The organism is Clavibacter nebraskensis NCPPB 2581 (assembly GCF_000355695.1).
Taxonomy (GTDB): domain Bacteria; phylum Actinomycetota; class Actinomycetes; order Actinomycetales; family Microbacteriaceae; genus Clavibacter; species Clavibacter nebraskensis.
In genome coordinates this window covers 179,973-199,155 of record NC_020891.1, presented here as the reverse complement: position 1 = coordinate 199,155, position 19,183 = coordinate 179,973, and the positions used below count along the sequence as shown (strand labels likewise).

Sequence of the window (19,183 nt, the reverse complement as noted above, 5' to 3'; positions counted from 1 at the left end):
CGGGGATCATCGTGCCGAGATGATGGAGGCCCGGATCGCGGACTCGTCGGCGTGCTTGGCCTCGGCCCGGTCGGCGACCGCGGCGGCCTCCGCGGCGGGCACGATCGCGAGCCCGTCGGCGTCGCCGAGCACGATGTCGCCGGGGCTCACCACGACGGTGCCGATGGCGACCGGCACCTGGATCCGGAACGGCCCGTTCCGGTACGGCCCCGCCGGCGTCACGGCCCGGGCGAAGGCGGGGAAGCCCATCTGCTCGAGGTCGTCGACGTCGCGGAGGGCGCCGTCGATCACGATGCCCGCGCAGCCCGCCGAGCGCAGCCGCTCGCCGATGAGCTCGCCGACGAGCGCGCGGTCCCGGAGCCCGTGGCCGTTGACGACGAGCACGTCGCCGGGCTGGAGGCGCCCCAGTGCCTCGTGGATCCCCGCGTTGTCGCCGCCCGCGACCTCCACCGTGAAGGCGGTGCCGGCGACGCGCGCGCCGCGCCACACCGGGCGGATCCCGGCGTCGACGACGCCGAGGCGGTCCATGGAGTCGCCCACGTTGGCGACGGGGAGGGCGGCGAGCCGCCCGAGGGTCGATGCGTCCGTCATGTCGTTTTTCTTCTTCCGGGTGATGCGAGGGGCGGGCCGCCTAGTCGGCGGGCTTCCAGCCGTGGACGTAGGAGAGCAGGAGGGTCCAGATCCCGAGCACCCCGGCGACGCCGAACGTCCAGGGGCTGAGGGCGGCGGAGGCGCCGGTGATCAGGCCGCCGCCGACGATCACGAGGCCGACGACCTGCAGGAGCACGAGCACCGTGCCGAGCGCGAGCATCAGCACGAGCAGGGCGACGAAGACGGCGGTCATCATGCGGATGGCGCGCAGGCGGGCCGGGCCGTGGGTGGTCTCGGCGGGGGGCTTCTCTTCGCTCATCAGCTCCTCCTCGGGGCGGTCGTGCGGCGGGTCGTGCGGGCGGGGACGGGACGGGGGCGCGCGGGCAGCCCGCGCGCGGCAGCGGGCATCAGTGCGGCACCGGCAGCCAGCCGGGCCCGATCAGGGCGGCGATCGCGAGGATCGGCAGCACGTACAGCACGATCAGCGGCACGAACGTCTTCACCGGGTTGACCTGCGCGATGCCGGTCGCGATGTAGATCGCCGACGCCCCGGGCGGGGACGCGCCCTCGGTCGAGGCGGCGACGAGCACCACCAGGACGGCGACGATGATCGACATGACCACGGGCGACGCGTCCAGCCCGTTGAGCACGCTCGACAGCTGCTCGGCGAGGCCGAGCACGGTGAGCACGGCGCCGCCCGCGAAGGCGAACACCAGCGTCGCGCCGATGTCGCGGTAGCGCGGGGCGGTCTTGGCGACGAAGCCGTACCACTCGCGGCCGGACCGGGGCAGGCGCCGCCAGCCGAGCGCGGCGGCGAAGAGGCCGAGGAGGACGGGGATCCAGACGATGATGCTGATGGACTCCATCACGTCCTCGCCGAGCACGCCCGTGAGCGACTCGCCGGTCGGCCCGAGGGTGACGAGCACCGGGATCACGATCCCGAGGAACACCAGCAGCGACGACCAGCCCTGCCGGAACGAGCGGCCGAACGGCAGGATGTCCGCGGCGGCGACGCGGCCGATCTCGTGCTTCCGCACGAAGGAGAAGACGACGACCAGCCGCCAGAGGATGCACCAGGCCGCCGCGGCGAACATCGCGAGCAGCAGCTCGTCGATCGAGACGTAGGGCGCGACCGTCGCGGTGCCGATGAGGATGAAGAACGACGCGCTCGGCGGGATCACCGTGCCGTTGCCCGCGTTGCCGGCGATGAGCGTGGCGGCCACGTGCGGCGGCCAGTTCGAGCGCTTCATCCACGGGATCGCGACGGAGCCCATGGTCGCGGCGTTGGCGGATCCCGAGTGCGCGACCGCGCCGAACAGCGCCGACCCGACCGTGGCCACGTACCCGGCCCCGCCGCGGAGGCGGCCGAGCAGCGAGTTGAGGAGGTCCACCTGCCGGTCGATCACCGATGCCGCGCTTCAGCGCGACGCTCCAGACGACGATGATCCCGATGTACGAGATGAGGGCCCAGACAGCCAACCCCATATGCATCTCCGCTCTCCATTGAGTGGTGCAGTTCGCTCTGCGGACTGAAAGTTCGTTTTGATGAGCATGCGGGCAGGAGGACGGGATGTCAAGGTCGGCTCGCGCCGCCCCCCCAGATCCGGCAGTCACGTCGAGCGGACCATCCCGACTCGTCCGCGCCTCCCCCGGCAGCCGCCGCTTCTCCTCGCGGGAGATCAGCGCCGTCCGCGTGAGCCGCCCGACCACGCGTCCGGGGACACCGGGCGGCAGCGGAGGGCGAGATCGTGGGAACCTCGGCCGTGCGCATCCTCTTCTCCGTCGTCCGCATCGCCACCGCGATCGCCGCCGTCATCGGCGTCATCGCCCAGTACCACGTCAACTACGCCTACTGGCAGGACCTCGGCGTCACCGGCATCGCCGGTAAGTCGCTCGACTTCGCCCTGTTCTTCACGGTCGACGCGAACGTGCTCGGTGCGGTCGTGCTGGTCGTCGGCGGCGTGCGGCTCGCGCGGGGCCGCGTGGCGGATCCCGGGGTCGGCTGGGTCACGCTGCGGCTCGCGTCCACCGTCTACCTCGTCATCACGGGCATCGTCTGGAACCTGCTGCTGCGCGGCCAGCCCCAGCCGGAGCCGCTGAAGCTCGACTGGGCCGACCAGATCGTGCACGTCGCCGTGCCGCTGATCGTGCTGCTCGACTGGATCCTCGCGCCCGACCGCCGACCGCTGCGCGCGGGCGCCATCGGCCGCGTCATCGCGTTCCCCCTCGTGTGGATCGTCATCACGCTCCTCCGCGGCCCGTTCACCGGCGACGAGGTCTTCCAGACCGCCACCTACTACCCGTACGGGTTCCTGAACCCGGACTCGTCGCCCGGCGGGTACGGCACGGTCGCCGCGTACGTGGTGGGCCTCACGATCGCCGTCTGCGCGATCACGGGCGCGCTCATCCTCGTCTCGCGGTTCCGCGCCCCGACCGACCCGCGCCGCCGCGCGACGCCCGCTATACGCTGAGCACGCGCCCGGCCGATCGCCCGCACGGCGCCGTCCGAACCCGAGGAGCCGCCATCCCGACCATGCGAGAGGTCGCCGCGCGCGCGGGGGTCTCGATCGCCACGGTCTCCTTCGTCGTCAACGGCACGAAGGCCGTCTCCGAGCCCACGCGGCGGGCCGTCACCGAGGCGATGCAGGAGCTCGGCTACCGCAACAACGTCGTCGCCCGCGCGCTCGCCAGCAAGCGCACCCGGATCGTCGCGCTGCTGTTCCCCGCCGACGTGCAGCGCCTCAGCCGCATCGCCCTCGAGATCTTCATGAGCGCCGCCACGCGCGCGTCCGAGCTCGGCTACCACCTCGTGCTCTGGCCCACCGGCACGTCGCCGGACGACGTTTCCGACCTGGTCAGCGGGCGGCTCGTCGACGGCGTGATCGTGATGGAGGTGCGCATGGACGACTCGCGCATCCGGGAGCTCGCGGCGCTCGACGTGCCGTTCGTCTCCATCGGGCGCACGGCGGACACGCACGACCTGCCGTTCGTCGACATGGACTTCGAGCGCACCGTCGCCGACGGGATCGACCACCTGCAGGGCCTCGGGCACCGCCGGTTCGGGCTCATGGTGGAGGACCTCGAGGGCGGGCCACTGCGCGGATACGGGCCGACGACGCGCACCGAGCGGGCGTTCCTCCAGGAGACGGCCGCGCGCGGGCTCGGCGCCGCGGTGGCCCGGTGCGCGCCGACGCCCGTGGGCGGACGCGCGGCGGCGGGCGAGCTGCTGGCGGCGGATCCGGGGATCACGGCGGTCATGCTCCTCAACGACCAGGCGGCGCGCGGCCTCATCTCGGGGTTCGACGCGGCCGGGCGGCGGGTGCCGGAGGACGTGTCGATCCTGTCGCTCGCGTCGTCCACCGAGGTGGGCGCGCTCGTCGAGCCGGCCCTCAGCACCATGGACGCGCCGGGCCCCGAGCTCGGCCGCCTCGCCGTCGAGATGCTGCTCGCGCGACTCGACGGCACGGCCACCGAGCTGCCGCACGCGCTCCTGCCGTGCCTGCTGCACGTGGCGGCGTCGACCGGGCCGGCGCGGGCCGCCCGCTGAGCCGCGGGCGGACGCACCGGCCGGCCGACGTCCCGGGTCAGGCCGCGGCGCCCGCCCGGTGCACGCGCGCCGCGGTGATCAGCGCGTCGAGCAGCACGAAGCCGACCAGCGGGATCCCGACGAGCGGCAGGAACAGCCCGACGCCGATGCCGATGCCGACCGCGACGACCGCCGCGATCCCCCACCACGGCGCCCGCACGAGCGCGCCCGCCGGAGCCGGACGGCCGGGGCGCGCGACGCCCGGTCGACGCTTCCACCACATCAGGTAGCCGAACACGACCATCGCGGCGATGCCGAGCGCGGTCACCGCGAGGAGCAGCTGGTTCGGGAGCCCGAACATGGATCCCTGGTGCGTGTCGATCCCCCAGCGCGCGAGCTTCGCCGGGAACGGGTAGTCGGCGAAGTCGGTGCGGCCCACCACCTGGAGCGTGCTGCCGTCGACGGCGACCTGGTCGACCTCGGTCGGGAAGCTGCGCTGGATCTCGCTCACCGTCCAGGCCGAGCCGGAGTCCTTCGGCGGCGTGATCTCCACCCGGCCCGTGTCGACGTTGACGCCCTGGGCGACGCGGAGGACCTCGTCGAAGGTCGCGGGATCCACGGCGGGCGTCGCGCTGGGCGTCGCGGACGCGTGGTGGCCGGCGTGCGGATCCGCCGCGGAGGCCGGTCCCGCGCCCGCGCCCGGCAGCGCGGTCGTGAGCGTCGGCGTCTGCCAGCTGAGCGCCGCCCGGAGGTTGGTCACGTTCTGACCGCCGAACTGCGACCACGTGATGCCCGTGGCCGACAGGAAGAGCGCGCCCGCGACGAGCCAGACGCCCGTCGACGCGTGCCAGGAGAGGATCCGCCGGTAGCCGGTGGCCCGCGCGTCCGGACGCACGAGGTCCCGGCGGCGCGGCGACCGCCGCCAGCGCGCGACCCAGAGGCCGAGGCCCGCGAGGGTCACGATGCCGAGCCAGCTCGCGGCGAGCTCGCTGTAGATCCGGCCGGCATCGCCGAGCCCGAGCCGGCGGTGGAAGTCGCTGATCGCCGTGCGCAGCGGCAGGGCGCCGCTCGTGCCGTAGACGGGCAGGTCGCCGCGGATGGACGCGTCGGCCGGGTCGACGAAGATCGCGCGCGTCTGGCTCGGGATGAGGCCGTCGCCCGTGAACATGACGCGCGTGGTGTCGCCGGGAGCCGGGGCCGGGCGGACGGCGACGAGGGTGCCGGATCCGCCGACCACGGCCTCCGCCGCCTCGACCTGCGCGGCGAGCGGCACGGTGGATCCCGTCGCGGGCGCGTGCAGCTCGTGGGCGTACACGACCTGCTCGGCGGTCGGCGCGAGCGCGTACGCAGCGCCGCTCAGGGCCGCGACGAGGATGAACGGGCCCACCAGGATCCCCGCGAGGAAGTGCAGGCGCAGCAGCAGCGGGAGGAACCAGCCGCGCGGGGGGCGCATGACCGTGGGGGTCGCGGCGGACGGGCCGGCCTCGGGCGCGGCGGCGGGACCGGCGGTGTCCGCGCGGTCGTCCACGGCGGTCACCGGCGGCCGCCCTGCTGCGGGCGGCGCATGCCGATGGTGAGGAGCATCACGGCGACGACGCCCACGACGAGGGCGCCGAGGGCGAGGAGGCGCGCGACCGGGTCGACGGGCGCGACGGCGGGGGCGGTCGCGGCGGCCTCCGTGCCCGTCGCCGAGCCCGCACCGGACGCGGTCGCGGCGTCGGTCAGCGTGATCGCCGGCGCCGGGTGGTCGGGCTCGGTCCCGGCGGCGGGCGTCTCGGCCCAGTCGGTGGATCCGGCGACGCAGGTCTGCAGCGTCGGGAACGTCACCACGTCCCCGGCCGCGCCGTCGACGGGCAGGAGCGCCTCGACCTGCACGGTCGCGCGCAGGGCGTCGGGCAGCGGGGTGTCGGCCGTGTAGGTGACGGTCGTGCCGTCGGCGGCCTCCTGCTCGGTGACGGACCAGCCGGGCGCGAGCGTGGGCTTCACGGCCTGCACGTCGGCGGGGAAGCGGATCGCGAGGGACGTGGTGGCGGATCCCTCGCAGCCGTGCCCGACCGCGAAGGTCGGGACGCTGAGGGAGGCGGGCGCGGTCGCGGACGCGTCGAGCTCGATGTGCGCGGAGGCGGCGAGCGGCGCCGACACGGCGAGCGCGAGGCCGAGGGCGGCGCCGGCGGCGACGCGGATCCGGCGCGCGCGGGCGCGACCTCCGGGACGGGCGGCGGGCAGGCGGGTGGTGCGGGGCATGGCGGTCCTTCGGTGGCGGCACGGGCAAGGCCGTGCGGATGTCCGGGCGTGCGGGAGGCGCGGCGACGCGACGGCGACCGGTCCGGCGGCGTGGAGGCGCGGCGGATCGGGCAGGTCACGCGTCGGCGCGGGACCGCGCCCGGGCGCCCCGAGGGGACGCGGCGGACGCGGATCAGGCGGCGGGCGCGACGGACGGCGGACCGCGGCGGCCCTGGATGCGCGCGGAGAGCAGCGCGACGAGGCGACGCGGCCGTGCATCCGCGGGGATCCGGCGGGGTCGCGGTGCGATGAGGGGCTCGGCGAGCGCGGCCGCCACGGCGACGGCGGCCGCCACGAGCGCGCCCGCGGCACCGGAGATCGCGCCGCCGACGCGCAGCGCCAGGGCCCGCGCGACCCGGCGGACGGCGTCGGCGCCCACGCGCAGCGAGCAGACGCTCACGAGCCCGGCGATCACGTGCGCGAGCAGCATGGCGGCGTCGTGGTCGGCGGGCATCGCCGTCGCGGAGGAGGGGCCGGCGGCGAGGGCGCGGGCGGCGTCGGCCGCCGCGCGCCCGTGGTCGTGGGCCGGGGATCCGGCGGTCGGCATCGCCATGCCCGAGCCGCTGGCGCCGAGGCCGCTCCCCCCGAACGTGAACGCCGCGTGCAGCACCCCCTGCGTGGCGCCGATCGCGAGCACGAGGTGCGCGAGCGTCACCCGGCGTCCGCCGAGCGCGAAGCACAGCGCCACGCCCGCGACGAGCGCGAGGCCGAGGACGAGCGGATGCGGGATCCCACCGCCAGCCGCCGCATGGGCGGTCGCCGTGACGAGCGTGCAGACCAGCGCGGACAGCGTGGCGCGCAGCGTCCGCTCCTGCCGTGCCTGCACCCGTCCGCCTCCCGGTCCTCCGCACGAGGGTACGTCAGCGGCGCCGCGCGACCGCCTACCCGCGCGCCTGATCCGGGCTCACCCGCTCGGGGAGGTCGTCGCCCTCCTCGTGGTCGACGCGCGTGAACGCCGGAGCGTCCGCTTCCGCGTCCGGGTCGGCGCCGGTCGTCGTCGCACGGTCGTCGGCGGCCGCGAAGATCCCGGCGCCGCCGCCCGTGACGTACGACTGGGTCGCCGCGTCGCCCGGCAGGCGGGTCGGGCGGAGGTACAGGAGGTAGGCGGATCCGGCCTGGAGCATGGGCGCCGGCCCCGACTGCGCGGCCGTGCCGATCTGACGGACGTCGACCGTGCTCCCGGCCGCGAGGTCGCCGCCGTCGTCCTTCGCGACCGTGGTCACCCGCACCGTGGAGACGGTGAACGGGGTGCTGGGCCCGAGGTCGGTGACGTCGCGCTGCGCGATGACGGTCCCCGAGACGATCTCGACGCTGTCCTCCGCGAGCGCGGCGAGCGAGCCGTACAGCGTGTGCCGGGACCCGCGGGTGTGCGACCCCTGGCCCATCGGCATGGTCATGGCGTCGCCGGGCGCGGCGTCCGTGGTGGCGGGGCCGGCGTCGACGGGAGCGGTCGGCGCCGCGGTGCAGCCGGCCAGGAGGAGCGCGCCCGTCCCGAAGGCGAGCGCGGCGAGGGAGGCGGTGCGGATCGTGCTCGTGTGCGTGCTCATGCGTGCGCCCATCAGTAGAGGGAGTCGATCCCGGCGATCTCGTCCGAGGTGAGCCCGGTCACCCCGTCCTCGTAAGCGTCCGAGGCCCGGTAGTACATGACGTGGTGGATCCCGGGCACGTGCGCGAGCCCGAGGACGTGTCCCGTCTCGTGCTCCCACACGACCTTCAGCCGCGTGATCGGCAGCGAGTCGTCGAGGTAGGCGGTGTTGAGGTGCATCTCGGCCGATGTCGTGATGCGCCGGCCGTCGTAGCGCCACGTCGAGTAGCCCTCGTAGCCGTCGTCGCCCTCGTCGATGACCTGCGCCGTCCACGGCGAGCCCGCGGTGTCCGCGGTGCCCACCGACGCGTCGGTGCGCGTCGTGTACTCGGCGGCCGCGGCGTCCAACGCGTCGCGGAAGGGCCCGCCGGGGACGCCGGAGGCGTCGACCGTCAACCGCGCGGTGCCCCAGTGCGGCCCCTCCCGGTTGAAGGCCTGGGCGGGCGCGGCGACGGCCAGCGCCGCCAACATCGCGAGGCCCGTCGTGGCGAGGGCGGCGACATGGCCTCTGCGCCGGGCGCGGTCGGGTGATCTCATGGGTCCTCCGGGGTCGGTGGAGGGGCCGCGTCCTCGTGCCATCCCCGCCCGTTCGTCCCCGCGCGCCGAAGGTAGGGCCTCCGCCGCCCTCGCGCGCGCGTTCCTCCCAGGCGACGCCCGGGCGGTCAGGCTCCCGCGGGGTCCACCGTCTTCCACGCGCTGCCGTCGGCCGAGCTGCGCTCCACCGCGTCGAGCACGCGCTGCACGCGGAGGCCGTCGGCGAACGACGGCTGGGGCTCCCGGCCCGCGGCGATGTTGTGCACGAGGTCGCGCACCTGGTGCGTGAACGCGTGCTCGTAGCCGAGGCCGTGGCCGGTGGGCCACCACGCGGCCGTGTAGGGGTGCTCGGGCTCGGTGACGAGGATCCGCCGGAAGCCCAGCCGGTCCGCCGGCGCCGTCGCGTCGTACAGCTCGATCTCGTTGAGGCGCTCGAGGTCGAAGGAGATGGCGCCGTCGGATCCGCTGAACTCCAGCCGCAGCGCGTTCTTGCGGCCGGTGGCCATGCGGGTCGCCTCGAAGCTGGCGAGCGCGCCGCCGGCGAGCCTGCCGGTGAAGTAGGCCGCGTCGTCGACCGTGACCTTCCCGCGCTCGCTCGACGCGACGCCGCCGAGGCCGCGCGTCTCGGCGAGCAGCGGGCGCTCCTCGACGAAGGTGCGGAGCAGGCCGCTGACCGCGTCGAGCTGCTCGCCCGTGATGAACTGCACCGCGTCGACGATGTGCGCGCCGATGTCGCCGAGGGCGCCGGATCCCGCCGCCTCCTTGTCGAGGCGCCAGGTCATGGGGCCCTCGGCGTCGGTCAGCCAGTCCTGCAGGTAGAGCGCGCGCACCTGGCGGAGCTCGCCGATCGCGCCCTGGGCGACGAGGTCGCGGGCGAAGGTGATCGCGGGCACGCGGCGGTAGCTGAAGCCGACCATCGCGCGGATCCCCTTGGCCGCCGCCTTCTCGGCCGCGGCCGCCATGATCTCGGCCTCCTCGACCGTGTTGGCCAGCGGCTTCTCGCACAGCACGTGCTTGCCGGCCTCGAGCGCGGCGACCGCGACCTCCACGTGCGTGCTGCCGGGCGAGCAGATGTCGACGACGTCGATGTCGTCGCGCGCGATGGCGGCGCGCCAGTCGGTCTCCGCGCGCTCCCAGCCCCAGCGGTCCGCGGACTCCTGCGTGCGCGCCCGGTCGCGTCCGACGACGGACACCATGCGCGGCGCGAGCGGCAGGTCAAAGAAGGCGGGGGCGACGCGCCAGGCCTGCGAGTGGGCGGCGCCCATGAACCCGTGCCCGATCATCGCGACGCCGAGGGCGCCTCCGGTCTCCGTGGGCGTCGCTGCGGGCTGCGTGTCGGACATGGGACTCCTTCGTCTCATACGGGGTGCGGATCCGCGTGCGGGTGATTCGTTGCGGGTCGCGTCAAACCTACGGGGAGGCCGCGGCCCGGGACAAGGCGCGCCGCGCCCGCGGCGGTCAGCCGGCGCGGCGGCGGGACGCCGAGCGCGGCGGCGCGGCGCGGAGGTGCGCGGTGACCGTGCCGAGGATCCGCGCGAGGTGCGCGGCGTCGGCGTCGATGAGCGGCGCGAACAGGAGCCCGTGCACGGTCTGGATGTGGCCGGGGAAGACGGTGGCCAGGGCCGCGCGACCCGCGTCGGTGAGCGCGACCACGGTGCTCCGCTCGTCGTCCGGCGAGGGCGAGCGGGTGATCAGGCCGCGTTGCTCGAGGAGCTGCGCCTGGTAGGTGAGGCCGCTGCGGCTGTGGACGAGGCCGTCGGCGAGGTCGGTCATGCGGAGGTGCCCGTCCGCGGCGTCGCCGAGGCGCGCGAGGAGCTGGAACTGCAGGTAGCTGAGGTCGCCCGCGTCGCGGAGCTGCGCCTCGACCGCGGGGCGCAGGAGGCTGGCGACCTCGGTGAGGGCGAGGTAGGCCTCGAGCTGGGTCGGCGTCAGGGAGCGGGGGGAGGTCGACATGGATCCCATCCTAGGTGTTGCTTCGCATTCGAAGCAGTATTACAGTCATCCCATTGCTTCGGATTCGAAGCACACGACGAAGGGGAAGACCATGAAGGCAGTGCGTTTCCAGGAGATCGGCGGACCCGAGGTCCTCGAGGTGGTCGACATCGAGGTGGCCGAGCCGGGCGCAGGCGAGGTGCGGATCCGCGTGGCCGCGTCCGCGTACAACGCGGCGGACGGCGGCATGCGGGGCGGCTTCCTGCCGATCCCGATCGAGCTCCCGCACGTCCCCGGCTACGACGTGTCGGGCACCGTCGAGGCGGTCGGCGCGGGCGTGACGGGCGTGGAGGCCGGCGACGACGTGATCGCGTTCCTCCCGATGACTACGGACGGCGGCGCCGCGGAGCAGGTCATCGCTCCGGCGGACGCCGTGGTCGCGGCGCCGACGAGCATCCCGCTCGCCGACGCCGCCGCGCTGCCGTCCGTCGCGCTCACCGCGTGGCAGGCGCTGTTCGACGACGGCCGCCTCGAGCGCGGCCAGCGCGTGCTGATCGTCGGGGCCGGCGGCGTGGTCGGGAAGTACGCGATCCAGCTCGCGAAGCGCGCCGGCGTGCACGTGATCGCGACCGCGAGCCCGCGCAGCGCGGCCGCCGTGCGCGCGGCCGGAGCCGACCAGGTCGTCGACCACACGACGACCGAGCTGCTCGCCGCGCTCGACGGGCAGGTGGACGTGCTCCTCAACCTGGCGCCCATCGAGCCGGAGGCCTTCGCGTCCCTTGTGGCCGCGGTGCGCGACGGCGGCGCGGTGGTCAGCACCACCGCGTTCATGGCGACGCCCGACGACGCCGCGCGCGGCGTGCGCGCGGCGACCGTCTTCGTGCTGCCGGACCGCGCGCGGCTCGTCGAGCTGGTGGCGCTCGTCGACGCGGGCGAGCTCACGGTCGAGGTGACCCGGCGGATCCCGCTGGCCGAGCTGCCCGCGCTGCACGCCGAGGCCGAGGCCGGGCGGATCGCCGGGAAGGTGGTCGTGCTGCCCTGAGCCGCGGGCGCGCGCATGACGACGGCCGGATCCCCTGGGGGATCCGGCCGTCGTCGCGCGCGATGCGGGTGGTGCAGCGGCGGCGCGGTCGTCGGCACGACCGCGCTCAGGGGTTGCAGGCGTCGCACCAGCGCGGATCGACGGCGCGCTCGGCGCGCGGCACGGCCCGGGTGGCGCCGCACGCCCCGCAGCCGTGCACGTCGGCGGCGACCGCGGCCGTCGGCGTCCCGCACAGGCCGCACGGCAGCCCGCGCTCGACGTCGACGAGGCCCCAGCCGGGCATCCGGCAGTCCGGGCACGGGCGGGTGAGGCGCTCGGCCATGCGCCGGCAGAGCCCCGCGATCACGCGCTGCCGCGGGGGATCCGCGTGGGCACGGTGGTCGGGCCCCACGCGCACGGGCGCGCCGCCGCGCTCGGGCCCGCCGCCGGTGCCGAGCAGCTCCTCCACGGCCGCCGCGAGCGCGTCCGGGTCGGCGAGCCCCTTGCGGGCGACCACGCGCGGTGCATCCCCGGCGACCGCGACGGCGTGGACGCCCGGGAACCCGAACCGCGCCGCCGCGGCGAGCGCCTCGTCGACGGATCCGACGACCCGGGCGCCGGGATCGGCCGACGCCCCGCTCGCCTCCTCTGTCAGCGTGATGCCGCGCGTGCCGTCGTGGAACAGCAGCAGCTCGTGGTGCATCCCCGCCCACCAGGCGCCGCCGTAGCTCGCCTCGGAGGCGAGCGCGAGCGGGACGCCCGTGAGCTCGACCCCGAGGCGGGCCTTGTCGAGCGCCGTCCGCCACGGGGTCCCCGTTCGCGGCACGTCGCCCGTGAAGGTGCCGAAGCGGTCCGTGTCGATGTCCTCCGGCGCGACGACCCGCGCGTCGAGCAGCTCGCGGAAGGGCGCGACCGCCTGCCGCTCCTTGCCGTGCCGGGTCGCGAACACGACGGTCGCGCCGCGGTACGGCTCGAGGGCGTCCGCGTCCGTCACCGGAAGTGGTCGGGACGCGACACGCGCACGTCCGAGACGAACATCACCCCGCTCCCGCCCTCGAGCAGGGTACGCAGGGCCTCGATGAGGGGCTCGGCGCGCTCGTGCGGGAGGACCGTGATGGTCATGCCCAGGGCGTCGTGGTCGTTGAACGGATGCGGGCCGTTGTGCGCGCCCGAGTGCCCGACGCCGGACACGCCGGCGACGCTCGTGTACCCGGTCGCCTGCGCGGAGCGGATCAGCTCGTGCACCGATGCGCTCAGGGCGGCGCTGGCCACCACCTCGATGCGGGTCATCTCTGCCAGGGGGTTCATGCGTGGTTCCTCTCGTCGGTGGTGAAGCCGCCGCTGCGGTGCTGCCGCCACGGGTGGTCCGCGTCCTCTCGGGCGTGGAGGGTGATCCATCCCCCGTCGAGCAGGGAACGGAGGGCGTCGGTCGCGGAGACGATCCGCTCGACGCGGTCGAGGGGCGCCTGGATGAGGACGCTGAGCCGCAGCGGCGTATGCAGCAGCTCGTCGCCCGCCGCGACCGACTGCCAGGGGAGGCCCGTCCGCAGGTCGCCCGTGTGGCCGGCGATCACGCCGATGTCGCCGACGGGGTTGTGGACGGTCTTGCTGCCCGCGCCGTGGCGGTGGGGGTGGATGGTCGAGAAGTAGTACTGCGCGTTGATCCACTGGGCGACGATGAGCGGCGCGGTCATGATGTTCGTCAGCGCCGAGCCGTCGGGGTCGGCCGCCGGGTCGTAGTCGTGCAGGAAGACGCGGCGACCGAGGTCCGCACCCCGGGTGATCTCGCGCGGCGCGATGATCAGCGCGGCGTTGTCCGCGAGGCCGGCCTCCGGGTACATCTCCGACCGGTCCTCGGCCCGGCGGCGCACGCGCTCGACGGTCTGCCGGCTGCCGCCGGGGAGCGCCAGCCGGCGCTCGTCGACCAGCGCATGGCCGGCCACGGACGCCACGAGCCGCACGCGGTCGACGTAGCCGCGGTGCGAGTCGGGGATGAGGTGGTCGTCGAGCACGTGGAAGGCGTCGGTCGTCGTCTCGTGCTCGGCGGCGACGAACCAGGTGCCGTCGGGGATCCGGAGGCCGCGCTCGGCGAGCCGCCCGCGGACGGCGGGGTCGTCGCAGATGGCCGCGGCGGCCCGGGCGTTGACCCCGCCGGCGTTCCCGCCGCACGCCCCGCAGTCGAGCGCGGCGCGGTGCAGGTTGTTCCGCGTCGCGGAGCGGTGGCCCGCGAGGACCACGAGCGGGGCGAAGTCGGTGAGGCCCATCATGCGGAGGATCGACTCCGCGACCGCCGCGCGCTCGTCGAGGGACAGGCGCTCGCACACGTCCACCGTGGTGGCGGGCGGCGCAGCGGCCTCGCCGCCGAGCGCGCCGGCGACGGGCCGCGCCAGGCGGGAGAGGAGGGATCCCCAGCCGGCCATCTCGGCCCATCCGAAGGCCGACGCCGGCGTCCCCGCTGCCGTCCGGACGACGGAGCGCGCCGCACCGGCGAGCGCCGCGCGGGCACCGGCGCGGCGCGCCCCCTCGGGGTCGACGGCCCGCTCGCCGCTGGCGACGCCGTCGCTGAGCAACGCGGGGAACTGCTCGCGCGGCGACCGCGCGAACAGCGGCGTGTGGCGCAGCGGCACCCCGAAGAAGCCGGCGATGCCCAGGGTGCGGATGCCCGCGTGCTCCTCGAGGTGGCGGCGCAGGCCCTCCGAGCGGGTGTCGATGCAGAACACCACCTGCGCCTCGACGGGCTCGGGCGGCGACACGGCGTCGGCGGCGCGGGCCCGGGCGGCCCGCTCCAGCTCGGCCATGAGCCCGTCGCGGTAGGCCACCTCGGTGGCCGTCTGCCACACCATCCTCCGGGTGGTCGGGTCCAGGTGGCGCAGGACCCGGGCGGTGGCGACGTAGGCGCTCGAGTCGACGCCGTCGACGCCCGTCCCGGCGCAGGTGCGCGCGACGCGGAGGGCCCAGTGGCGGTCGAGGGCGGGGGCCCTCGGCTCGCGCTCGACGGGCGCGTCCACCGCGAGGCCGAGGACGTGGAGCAGGCTGAGCCGGCACGCGACGAGGTCCGTCAGCGTGGCGTCGCCGACGCGGGTGGCGCGCCAGGCGATGTGGCTCGCCCATCCGGGCAGCGCGTGCAGCTGCTGCGCCATCACCGGCTCGCGACGCTGCGGCGTGATGCCGTGGAGGGCCATGATCTCGGCGATCGCGCCCTCGGGTGACTCCGGCAGGGCGGCGAGCGCGCGGCGGGCGCGGCGCGGCAGCGCGGGGTCGTGGGCGCTGAGGTCACGGAACCGGGCGTACAGGGATCCGGCGGCGGGCGGTGCCCAGACAGGGTCGGCGTGGAAGCGGGCGAGGACGCTCGCGAGGTGCTGGTCCGCGGGCTCGCCGGCGTCGTCCCCCGCCCCCTCGTCGCCCGCGGACGGCGGCGGCTGCCGGAGGGCGGCCATCGCGATGTCGAGGGCGGCGATCGCCGACCCGCCCGAGGCGTCGTCCCGCGCGAGCTCCGGGACCACCTGCTGGAGCGCGGCGCGGAGGGCGGCGGGCGGGATCTCGCCGCGCTCCGCGGCGCGGAGGTAGTGCGCCTCCGGCATCGCCGGGCACTCCCCCGCCGAGGCGGCGAGCTCGTGGAACGGCCGGTCCTGGTATCCCGACATGGGGTTGACCGCGATGAAGGACGTCAGGGGCCACGTGGGGGCGACCGACCGGGCCGCCCCGGCGACATGCGCCCGGACCTGGGGTGGGGACAGGGTGGTCATGCGAGCTCCTGGATGATCGGGGCGGATGTGGCAGGGCGGGGACGGGGCGCGGCGTCCGACCGGACGCGTGGGACGGGTGAGCCGGCGAGGAGGGTCACCCAGCCGTAGAGGCGGGAGGATCCGGCGACGCGCATGCGGGGCAGCAGCGAGAGGGCGCCGACGAGGAGCAACGGCACGAGCACGACCCAGCCGGGATCCGGCGCCGCGGCGGCGGGCACGTCGGAGGAGACGAGCGCGTCGAACGCGTGCACGACGACGGCGTAGGCCGCCGCGGCCGCCGCCGCCGCGGGGAGGAGGAGCACGCGCAGCCCGGCGGACGCGGCCCGGGTGGTGAGCGCGCCGTGGAGGAGGAGGCCGGCGGTCATCCACCCGTAGGCGTCGAGCAGCACGCCGGACGAGGTGGACGGCACGTCCGCGAGCCACGTCGCCGCGAGGATCCCGGCACCGGGGACGATGACCGCGGCGGCCACCGCGGCCGCCCGCACCGGCGACGACGCCCGCTCCGCCGCCGGCGCCGCCTGGGCGCGGCGCATGTCGTCGATCTGGTCGCCGGCGCGCAGGAAGAGGCGCGCCTTGTAGATCCCGTGGCCGATCAGGTGGAACAGCGCGGCTCCCCAGGCGCCGACCGCGAGGGCGACCAGCATGACGCCCATCTGCGCGGTGGTGGATGCCACGAGCCGGCCCTTGAGGTCGGGGCGCACCAGGTACCCGGCGGCGCCGCACAGCATGCTCGCGGCGCCGAGGATCCCGAGCAGCAGCATGGCGACGGGCTGCGCCGTGACCGTCTCGGCGAACCGGATCACGAGGAAGGCGGCGGCGTTCACGACGCCGGCGTGCATGATCGCGGACACCGTCGTGGGCGCGGCGAGCGTCATCGGCAGCCAGCCGTGGAACGGCACCTGCGCCGCCCGGGACGCGCCCGCCGCGACGAGGAGCACGGCCACCGTCATCGCCGGTCCCGCGGGGAGCGCCGCCGCGACCGCGCCGATCCGGTCCCAGCTCACGTCGCCGCCGGCCCAGGCGGCGAGGGCGACGACGGCGGACCAGAGCGCGAGGTCGCCGACGCCGAGCTGCACGGCGGCGCGGGCGAGGCCCTGGCGGGCCTGCCGCGAGCCGGGCTGCATGGCGAGCAGCATCAGCAGGGAGGCGCCCGCGGCGGACCAGGCGACCGCGAACCACAGGACGCTGGGCGCGAGCACGACGCCGACGGAGGAGGCCGTCAGCAGGTTGACCCCGACGACGAACCAGCGCTGACGCGGATCGGCGCGGAGGTGGGCGACCGCGAAGCGCTGGATCCCGGTGCTCAGACCGGCGATGAGCACCGCGGCGAGCGCCGCGGCCCAGGCGACGTCGACGTCGCCCGCGCCGCGCAGCGCGACGAGCGTGACGGCCGCGCCGACCCCGACGCCGCCGAGGCCGACGGCGACGCGGGCCGACCCGCCGGCGGGGATCCCGGGCGACGCCGCCACGGCGGCGGCGAGCAGCCACACCGCGACGACCACTGACACTGCGACCATGGGCGATCCCTCCAAGACGATTCACAAGACGCGGCAACCATAACCGGAAACAAATGTCATGTAAAGCGCGTCGTCCACAGGGGTGGTCGCCCGTAGCCTGGGAGGGTGTCGCACTGGACCTTCCTCACCAACCACGCGCACGTGCTCCTCTGCGTGGCGGAGGATCCGGACGCCCGCGTCCGCGACGTCGCCGACACCGTCGGGGTGACCGAGCGCGCGGCGCAGCGGATCCTGTCCGAGCTGGAGGAGGCGGGCTACCTCTCGAAGACGCGGGACGGGCGCCGCAACCGCTACACCGTCGACCCGGCCGCGCGGATGCGGCACCCCATGGACAGCTCGCACCGGATCGGCGAGCTCGTCGACCTGCTGACCGACCGGAGGGCCGGATCCCACGACGCCGGGTCGCGCGCGGACTGACCCGCCGCCGCACCTCCCCGAGCACGGCGGAAGGACGGGACCGCCGGACGCGGCGACGGCCGGACCCCCTCGGGGATCCGGCCAGCGCCAGGAGCGCGCCGAGTCCGCCGAGGCCGAGGGCCGCCGCGCCGTCGGTGCCCGTGACGGGCAGGGTGTCGTCGTGGTGCGCGGCCGGCTTCACGATCGGCGTCGGGGCCGTGCCCGCGGGGTCGATCGACGGCGTGGTCGGCGCCGGGGTGGGCACGCCCGGGATGACCGGTCCGCCCGCGTCCTCGCCGGTCAGCTCGACGGTGCCGCCCTGCGTGAGGCCCGACCCGAGGCCCGCGACGGAGACCTGGTAGGTGCCCGGCCGGATGTCGCCGAACAGGATGATCGGCTGCGCGAAGATGCCGTCGACGTCGGCGCGCACCAGGTCCTCGAGCGAGCGGGTGCCGACGCCGACGCCGCCGCTGGCGTCGCTGAGCTGGATCACGCGGCCGTCGGGCGCGGTGACCTTCAGGCCGCCGAGCAGGCTGGTCGCCTCGGCGACGGAGATCGGCGAGATCGTGGAGAACGACGCCTCGGCGCGCACGAACGGGTTGACGGGCGCCTCGGCGAAGCGCACCAGGCCACGGATCTCACCCTTCACGGTGAGGTCGAGGCCGACCTGCGTGAGCGTCACGCTCGCGGTCGTCGAATCCTGCAGCAGCTCGGTGAAGCTCGCGGGGAACGCGTACGTGCCGTCCCCGCCGACGATGCCCAGACCGGCGATCGACTTGACGCCCACGGCGTTGACGTAGCTCGCGCTGACGATGCTGCCCGCGGTGCCGGTGCCGGCGAAGGGCACGGCCTCGTTGATCGGGAGGGCGACGCCGCGGTCGGGCGTGGTCCACGTGAAGGGCAGCTCGACGACGGGGACGGTCGGCTCGAGCGTCGGCAGGCCGGTCGACGGGGCGACGGGGGCAGTCGGGACGGCCGGGGTCGGCGTGGTCTCGACGGGGGCGTCGCGTCGGCGGCCGGGGTCTCGGCGGCCGGGGTGGCCGCGGGCGGGGTGGCCGCGGGCGGGCCGGTCGCCTCGACGAGGCCGTCAGACGACGGGCGCGAGCACGAGGTCGTCGCACGCCGCCACGAGCAGGACGACCTGGTCACGGCCCGCGCGACGGCCCGTCAGCGACGGCAGGTCGAGGAGCGCGCGCGGCGCGACGAGGTCCCAGCCGGCGTCCGTCAAGCGGTGCACGAGCTCGCGGCGCGAGAGCCGCCGGGTCGGCTCCTCGGCGAGCGCCTGCACGACGACGAGGTCCATCGGATCGAGCGTCAACGGCACGCCCGCGAGCCACGCCTCGCCCGTGGCCGGGTCGAGCACGAGGTCGCCCGCGGTGACCATGGCCGGGGCCAGGCCGCGGCGGCGGAAGAGCACGCGCAGCGTCTCGACGACCTCCTCGAGACCGAACGGCTTGGTGACGTAGTCCTCGGCTCCCGCGCAGAAGGCCGCGAGCCGGTCCTCGAGCGAGTCGCGGCCGGTGAGGAAGAGCACGGGCGTCGCGACGCCCGCGCGCCGCAGCTCGCCGACCACCTCCACGCCCGAGACGTCGGGCAGCATCATGTCGAGCAGGATCGCGTCGGGCGCGTCCTCGACGGCGGCGTCGATGGCGGCGCGGCCGGTGGCGAAGACGCGCACGTCCCAGCCCTCCATCCGCAGCGCGAGCGACAGCAGCTGCGTGATGGCCGCCTCCTCGTCGACCACGAAGACGCGGAGCGCGCGGGGCGCGTCGCCGGCCACCTCGCCGGGCACGCGCCCGGGCGCCGCCTGCTCGTCGTCGCGGGCGGCAGAGCTCAGGGTGGTGGCCATGCGGATCCTCTTCCGGCGGCGGGTGCTCCTCGCGGAGCGGCGGCCGGGGGTGGGCCGCGCCTCCATCCTCGCGACCGGGGAGCGGCCGGGCATCATCCCCGGGGACCGTCACGGGTAGTCCCTACGGCGCGCACGGGCGCAGCACCGGAGATGGCGAGGAGGCGCACGGCGCGTCCGCAGGCGGGCGGCGCCTCCCTGCGGGC

20 protein-coding genes are annotated in these 19,183 nt (G+C 75.7%); 5 read left to right on the top strand and 15 right to left on the bottom strand.

Features of this window, described 5'->3' with window-relative positions; translation table 11 throughout:
• Positions 1 to 6: 6 nt before the first annotated feature.
• The 3 genes from CMN_RS01010 to CMN_RS01000 form a co-directional block, all read right to left on the bottom strand.
• Positions 7 to 591, bottom strand: a complete 585-nt coding sequence (locus CMN_RS01010) for an RraA family protein (RefSeq protein ID WP_015489009.1) — start codon at positions 589 to 591, stop codon at positions 7 to 9.
• Between the two features lie 40 nt (positions 592 to 631).
• Positions 632 to 910 (bottom strand): hypothetical protein, encoded by a 279-nt coding sequence (locus tag CMN_RS01005; RefSeq protein WP_015489008.1) that lies wholly within the window; start codon positions 908 to 910, stop codon positions 632 to 634.
• A gap of 88 nt (positions 911 to 998) precedes the next feature.
• On the bottom strand, positions 999 to 1,997 hold the full coding sequence (locus CMN_RS01000) for a TRAP transporter large permease subunit (protein ID WP_015489007.1): 999 nt from the start codon (positions 1,995 to 1,997) through the stop codon (positions 999 to 1,001).
• 342 nt (positions 1,998 to 2,339) lie between these two features.
• Between CMN_RS01000 and CMN_RS00995 the strand changes: the two genes are divergently transcribed.
• Together CMN_RS00995 and CMN_RS00990 are read left to right on the top strand one after the other, a co-directional pair.
• Entirely contained in the window at positions 2,340 to 3,062 is a 723-nt protein-coding gene (locus tag CMN_RS00995) for a Pr6Pr family membrane protein (protein WP_015489006.1), read from the top strand.
• Between the two features lie 62 nt (positions 3,063 to 3,124).
• Positions 3,125 to 4,138: a LacI family DNA-binding transcriptional regulator gene (locus tag CMN_RS00990; RefSeq protein ID WP_015489005.1), complete on the top strand. Its 1,014-nt coding sequence runs from the start codon at positions 3,125 to 3,127 to the stop codon at positions 4,136 to 4,138.
• Between the two features lie 37 nt (positions 4,139 to 4,175).
• On the opposite strand, the gene CMN_RS00985 is transcribed toward CMN_RS00990, so the two are convergent.
• The 7 genes from CMN_RS00985 to CMN_RS00955 form a co-directional block, all read right to left on the bottom strand.
• The gene (locus CMN_RS00985; RefSeq protein WP_015489004.1) at positions 4,176 to 5,654 is read right to left on the bottom strand and encodes a PepSY-associated TM helix domain-containing protein; all 1,479 of its coding nucleotides are present in this window, start codon (positions 5,652 to 5,654) and stop codon (positions 4,176 to 4,178) included.
• Complete coding sequence (locus CMN_RS00980) at positions 5,651 to 6,361, bottom strand: YcnI family protein (RefSeq protein ID WP_015489003.1); 711 nt, start codon at positions 6,359 to 6,361, stop codon at positions 5,651 to 5,653. Before CMN_RS00980 ends, CMN_RS00985 begins: the two co-directional genes overlap by 4 nt.
• A 172-nt stretch (positions 6,362 to 6,533) precedes the next feature.
• Complete coding sequence (locus tag CMN_RS00975; RefSeq protein ID WP_015489002.1) at positions 6,534 to 7,226, bottom strand: hypothetical protein; 693 nt, start codon at positions 7,224 to 7,226, stop codon at positions 6,534 to 6,536.
• 55 nt (positions 7,227 to 7,281) lie between these two features.
• A complete protein-coding gene (locus CMN_RS00970) occupies positions 7,282 to 7,947 on the bottom strand; it encodes a hypothetical protein (RefSeq protein WP_015489001.1) in 666 nt (221 codons plus the stop codon).
• A gap of 11 nt (positions 7,948 to 7,958) precedes the next feature.
• Positions 7,959 to 8,522, bottom strand: a complete 564-nt coding sequence (locus CMN_RS00965) for a matrixin family metalloprotease (RefSeq protein ID WP_015489000.1) — start codon at positions 8,520 to 8,522, stop codon at positions 7,959 to 7,961.
• A 125-nt stretch (positions 8,523 to 8,647) separates the two neighbouring features.
• Entirely contained in the window at positions 8,648 to 9,862 is a 1,215-nt protein-coding gene (locus CMN_RS00960; protein WP_015488999.1) for a Gfo/Idh/MocA family protein, read from the bottom strand.
• A 115-nt stretch (positions 9,863 to 9,977) separates the two neighbouring features.
• The gene (locus tag CMN_RS00955; RefSeq protein ID WP_015488998.1) at positions 9,978 to 10,472 is read right to left on the bottom strand and encodes a MarR family winged helix-turn-helix transcriptional regulator; all 495 of its coding nucleotides are present in this window, start codon (positions 10,470 to 10,472) and stop codon (positions 9,978 to 9,980) included.
• Between the two features lie 91 nt (positions 10,473 to 10,563).
• Between CMN_RS00955 and CMN_RS00950 the strand changes: the two genes are divergently transcribed.
• Complete coding sequence (locus CMN_RS00950; RefSeq protein WP_015488997.1) at positions 10,564 to 11,493, top strand: NADP-dependent oxidoreductase; 930 nt, start codon at positions 10,564 to 10,566, stop codon at positions 11,491 to 11,493.
• 106 nt (positions 11,494 to 11,599) lie between these two features.
• Here the strand turns inward: CMN_RS00950 and CMN_RS00945 are convergent, their stop codons facing one another.
• From CMN_RS00945 to CMN_RS14560, 4 genes are read right to left on the bottom strand one after another with little or no spacing between them, the layout of a single operon-like run.
• Entirely contained in the window at positions 11,600 to 12,466 is an 867-nt protein-coding gene (locus CMN_RS00945; protein ID WP_015488996.1) for a DUF6671 family protein, read from the bottom strand.
• Entirely contained in the window at positions 12,463 to 12,780 is a 318-nt protein-coding gene (locus tag CMN_RS00940) for a P-II family nitrogen regulator (RefSeq protein ID WP_015488995.1), read from the bottom strand. The genes CMN_RS00945 and CMN_RS00940 overlap by 4 nt, the downstream gene beginning before the upstream one ends.
• Positions 12,777 to 15,218 (bottom strand): putative inorganic carbon transporter subunit DabA, encoded by a 2,442-nt coding sequence (locus CMN_RS00935; protein WP_015488994.1) that lies wholly within the window; start codon positions 15,216 to 15,218, stop codon positions 12,777 to 12,779. Before CMN_RS00935 ends, CMN_RS00940 begins: the two co-directional genes overlap by 4 nt.
• Positions 15,215 to 16,735, bottom strand: a complete 1,521-nt coding sequence (locus tag CMN_RS14560; RefSeq protein WP_015488993.1) for a proton-conducting transporter transmembrane domain-containing protein — start codon at positions 16,733 to 16,735, stop codon at positions 15,215 to 15,217. The genes CMN_RS00935 and CMN_RS14560 overlap by 4 nt, the downstream gene beginning before the upstream one ends.
• Before the next feature lie 105 nt (positions 16,736 to 16,840).
• On the opposite strand from CMN_RS14560, the gene CMN_RS00925 reads away from it, so the two are divergent.
• Both CMN_RS00925 and CMN_RS15205 read left to right on the top strand, forming a co-directional pair.
• Positions 16,841 to 17,152: a helix-turn-helix transcriptional regulator gene (locus tag CMN_RS00925; RefSeq protein WP_015488992.1), complete on the top strand. Its 312-nt coding sequence runs from the start codon at positions 16,841 to 16,843 to the stop codon at positions 17,150 to 17,152.
• A gap of 353 nt (positions 17,153 to 17,505) precedes the next feature.
• The gene (locus CMN_RS15205; RefSeq protein ID WP_227077710.1) at positions 17,506 to 17,931 is read left to right on the top strand and encodes a hypothetical protein; all 426 of its coding nucleotides are present in this window, start codon (positions 17,506 to 17,508) and stop codon (positions 17,929 to 17,931) included.
• 287 nt (positions 17,932 to 18,218) lie between these two features.
• Here the strand turns inward: CMN_RS15205 and CMN_RS00910 are convergent, their stop codons facing one another.
• Positions 18,219 to 18,980, bottom strand: a complete 762-nt coding sequence (locus CMN_RS00910) for a response regulator transcription factor (RefSeq protein ID WP_041465191.1) — start codon at positions 18,978 to 18,980, stop codon at positions 18,219 to 18,221.
• Positions 18,981 to 19,183: the final 203 nt, after the last annotated feature.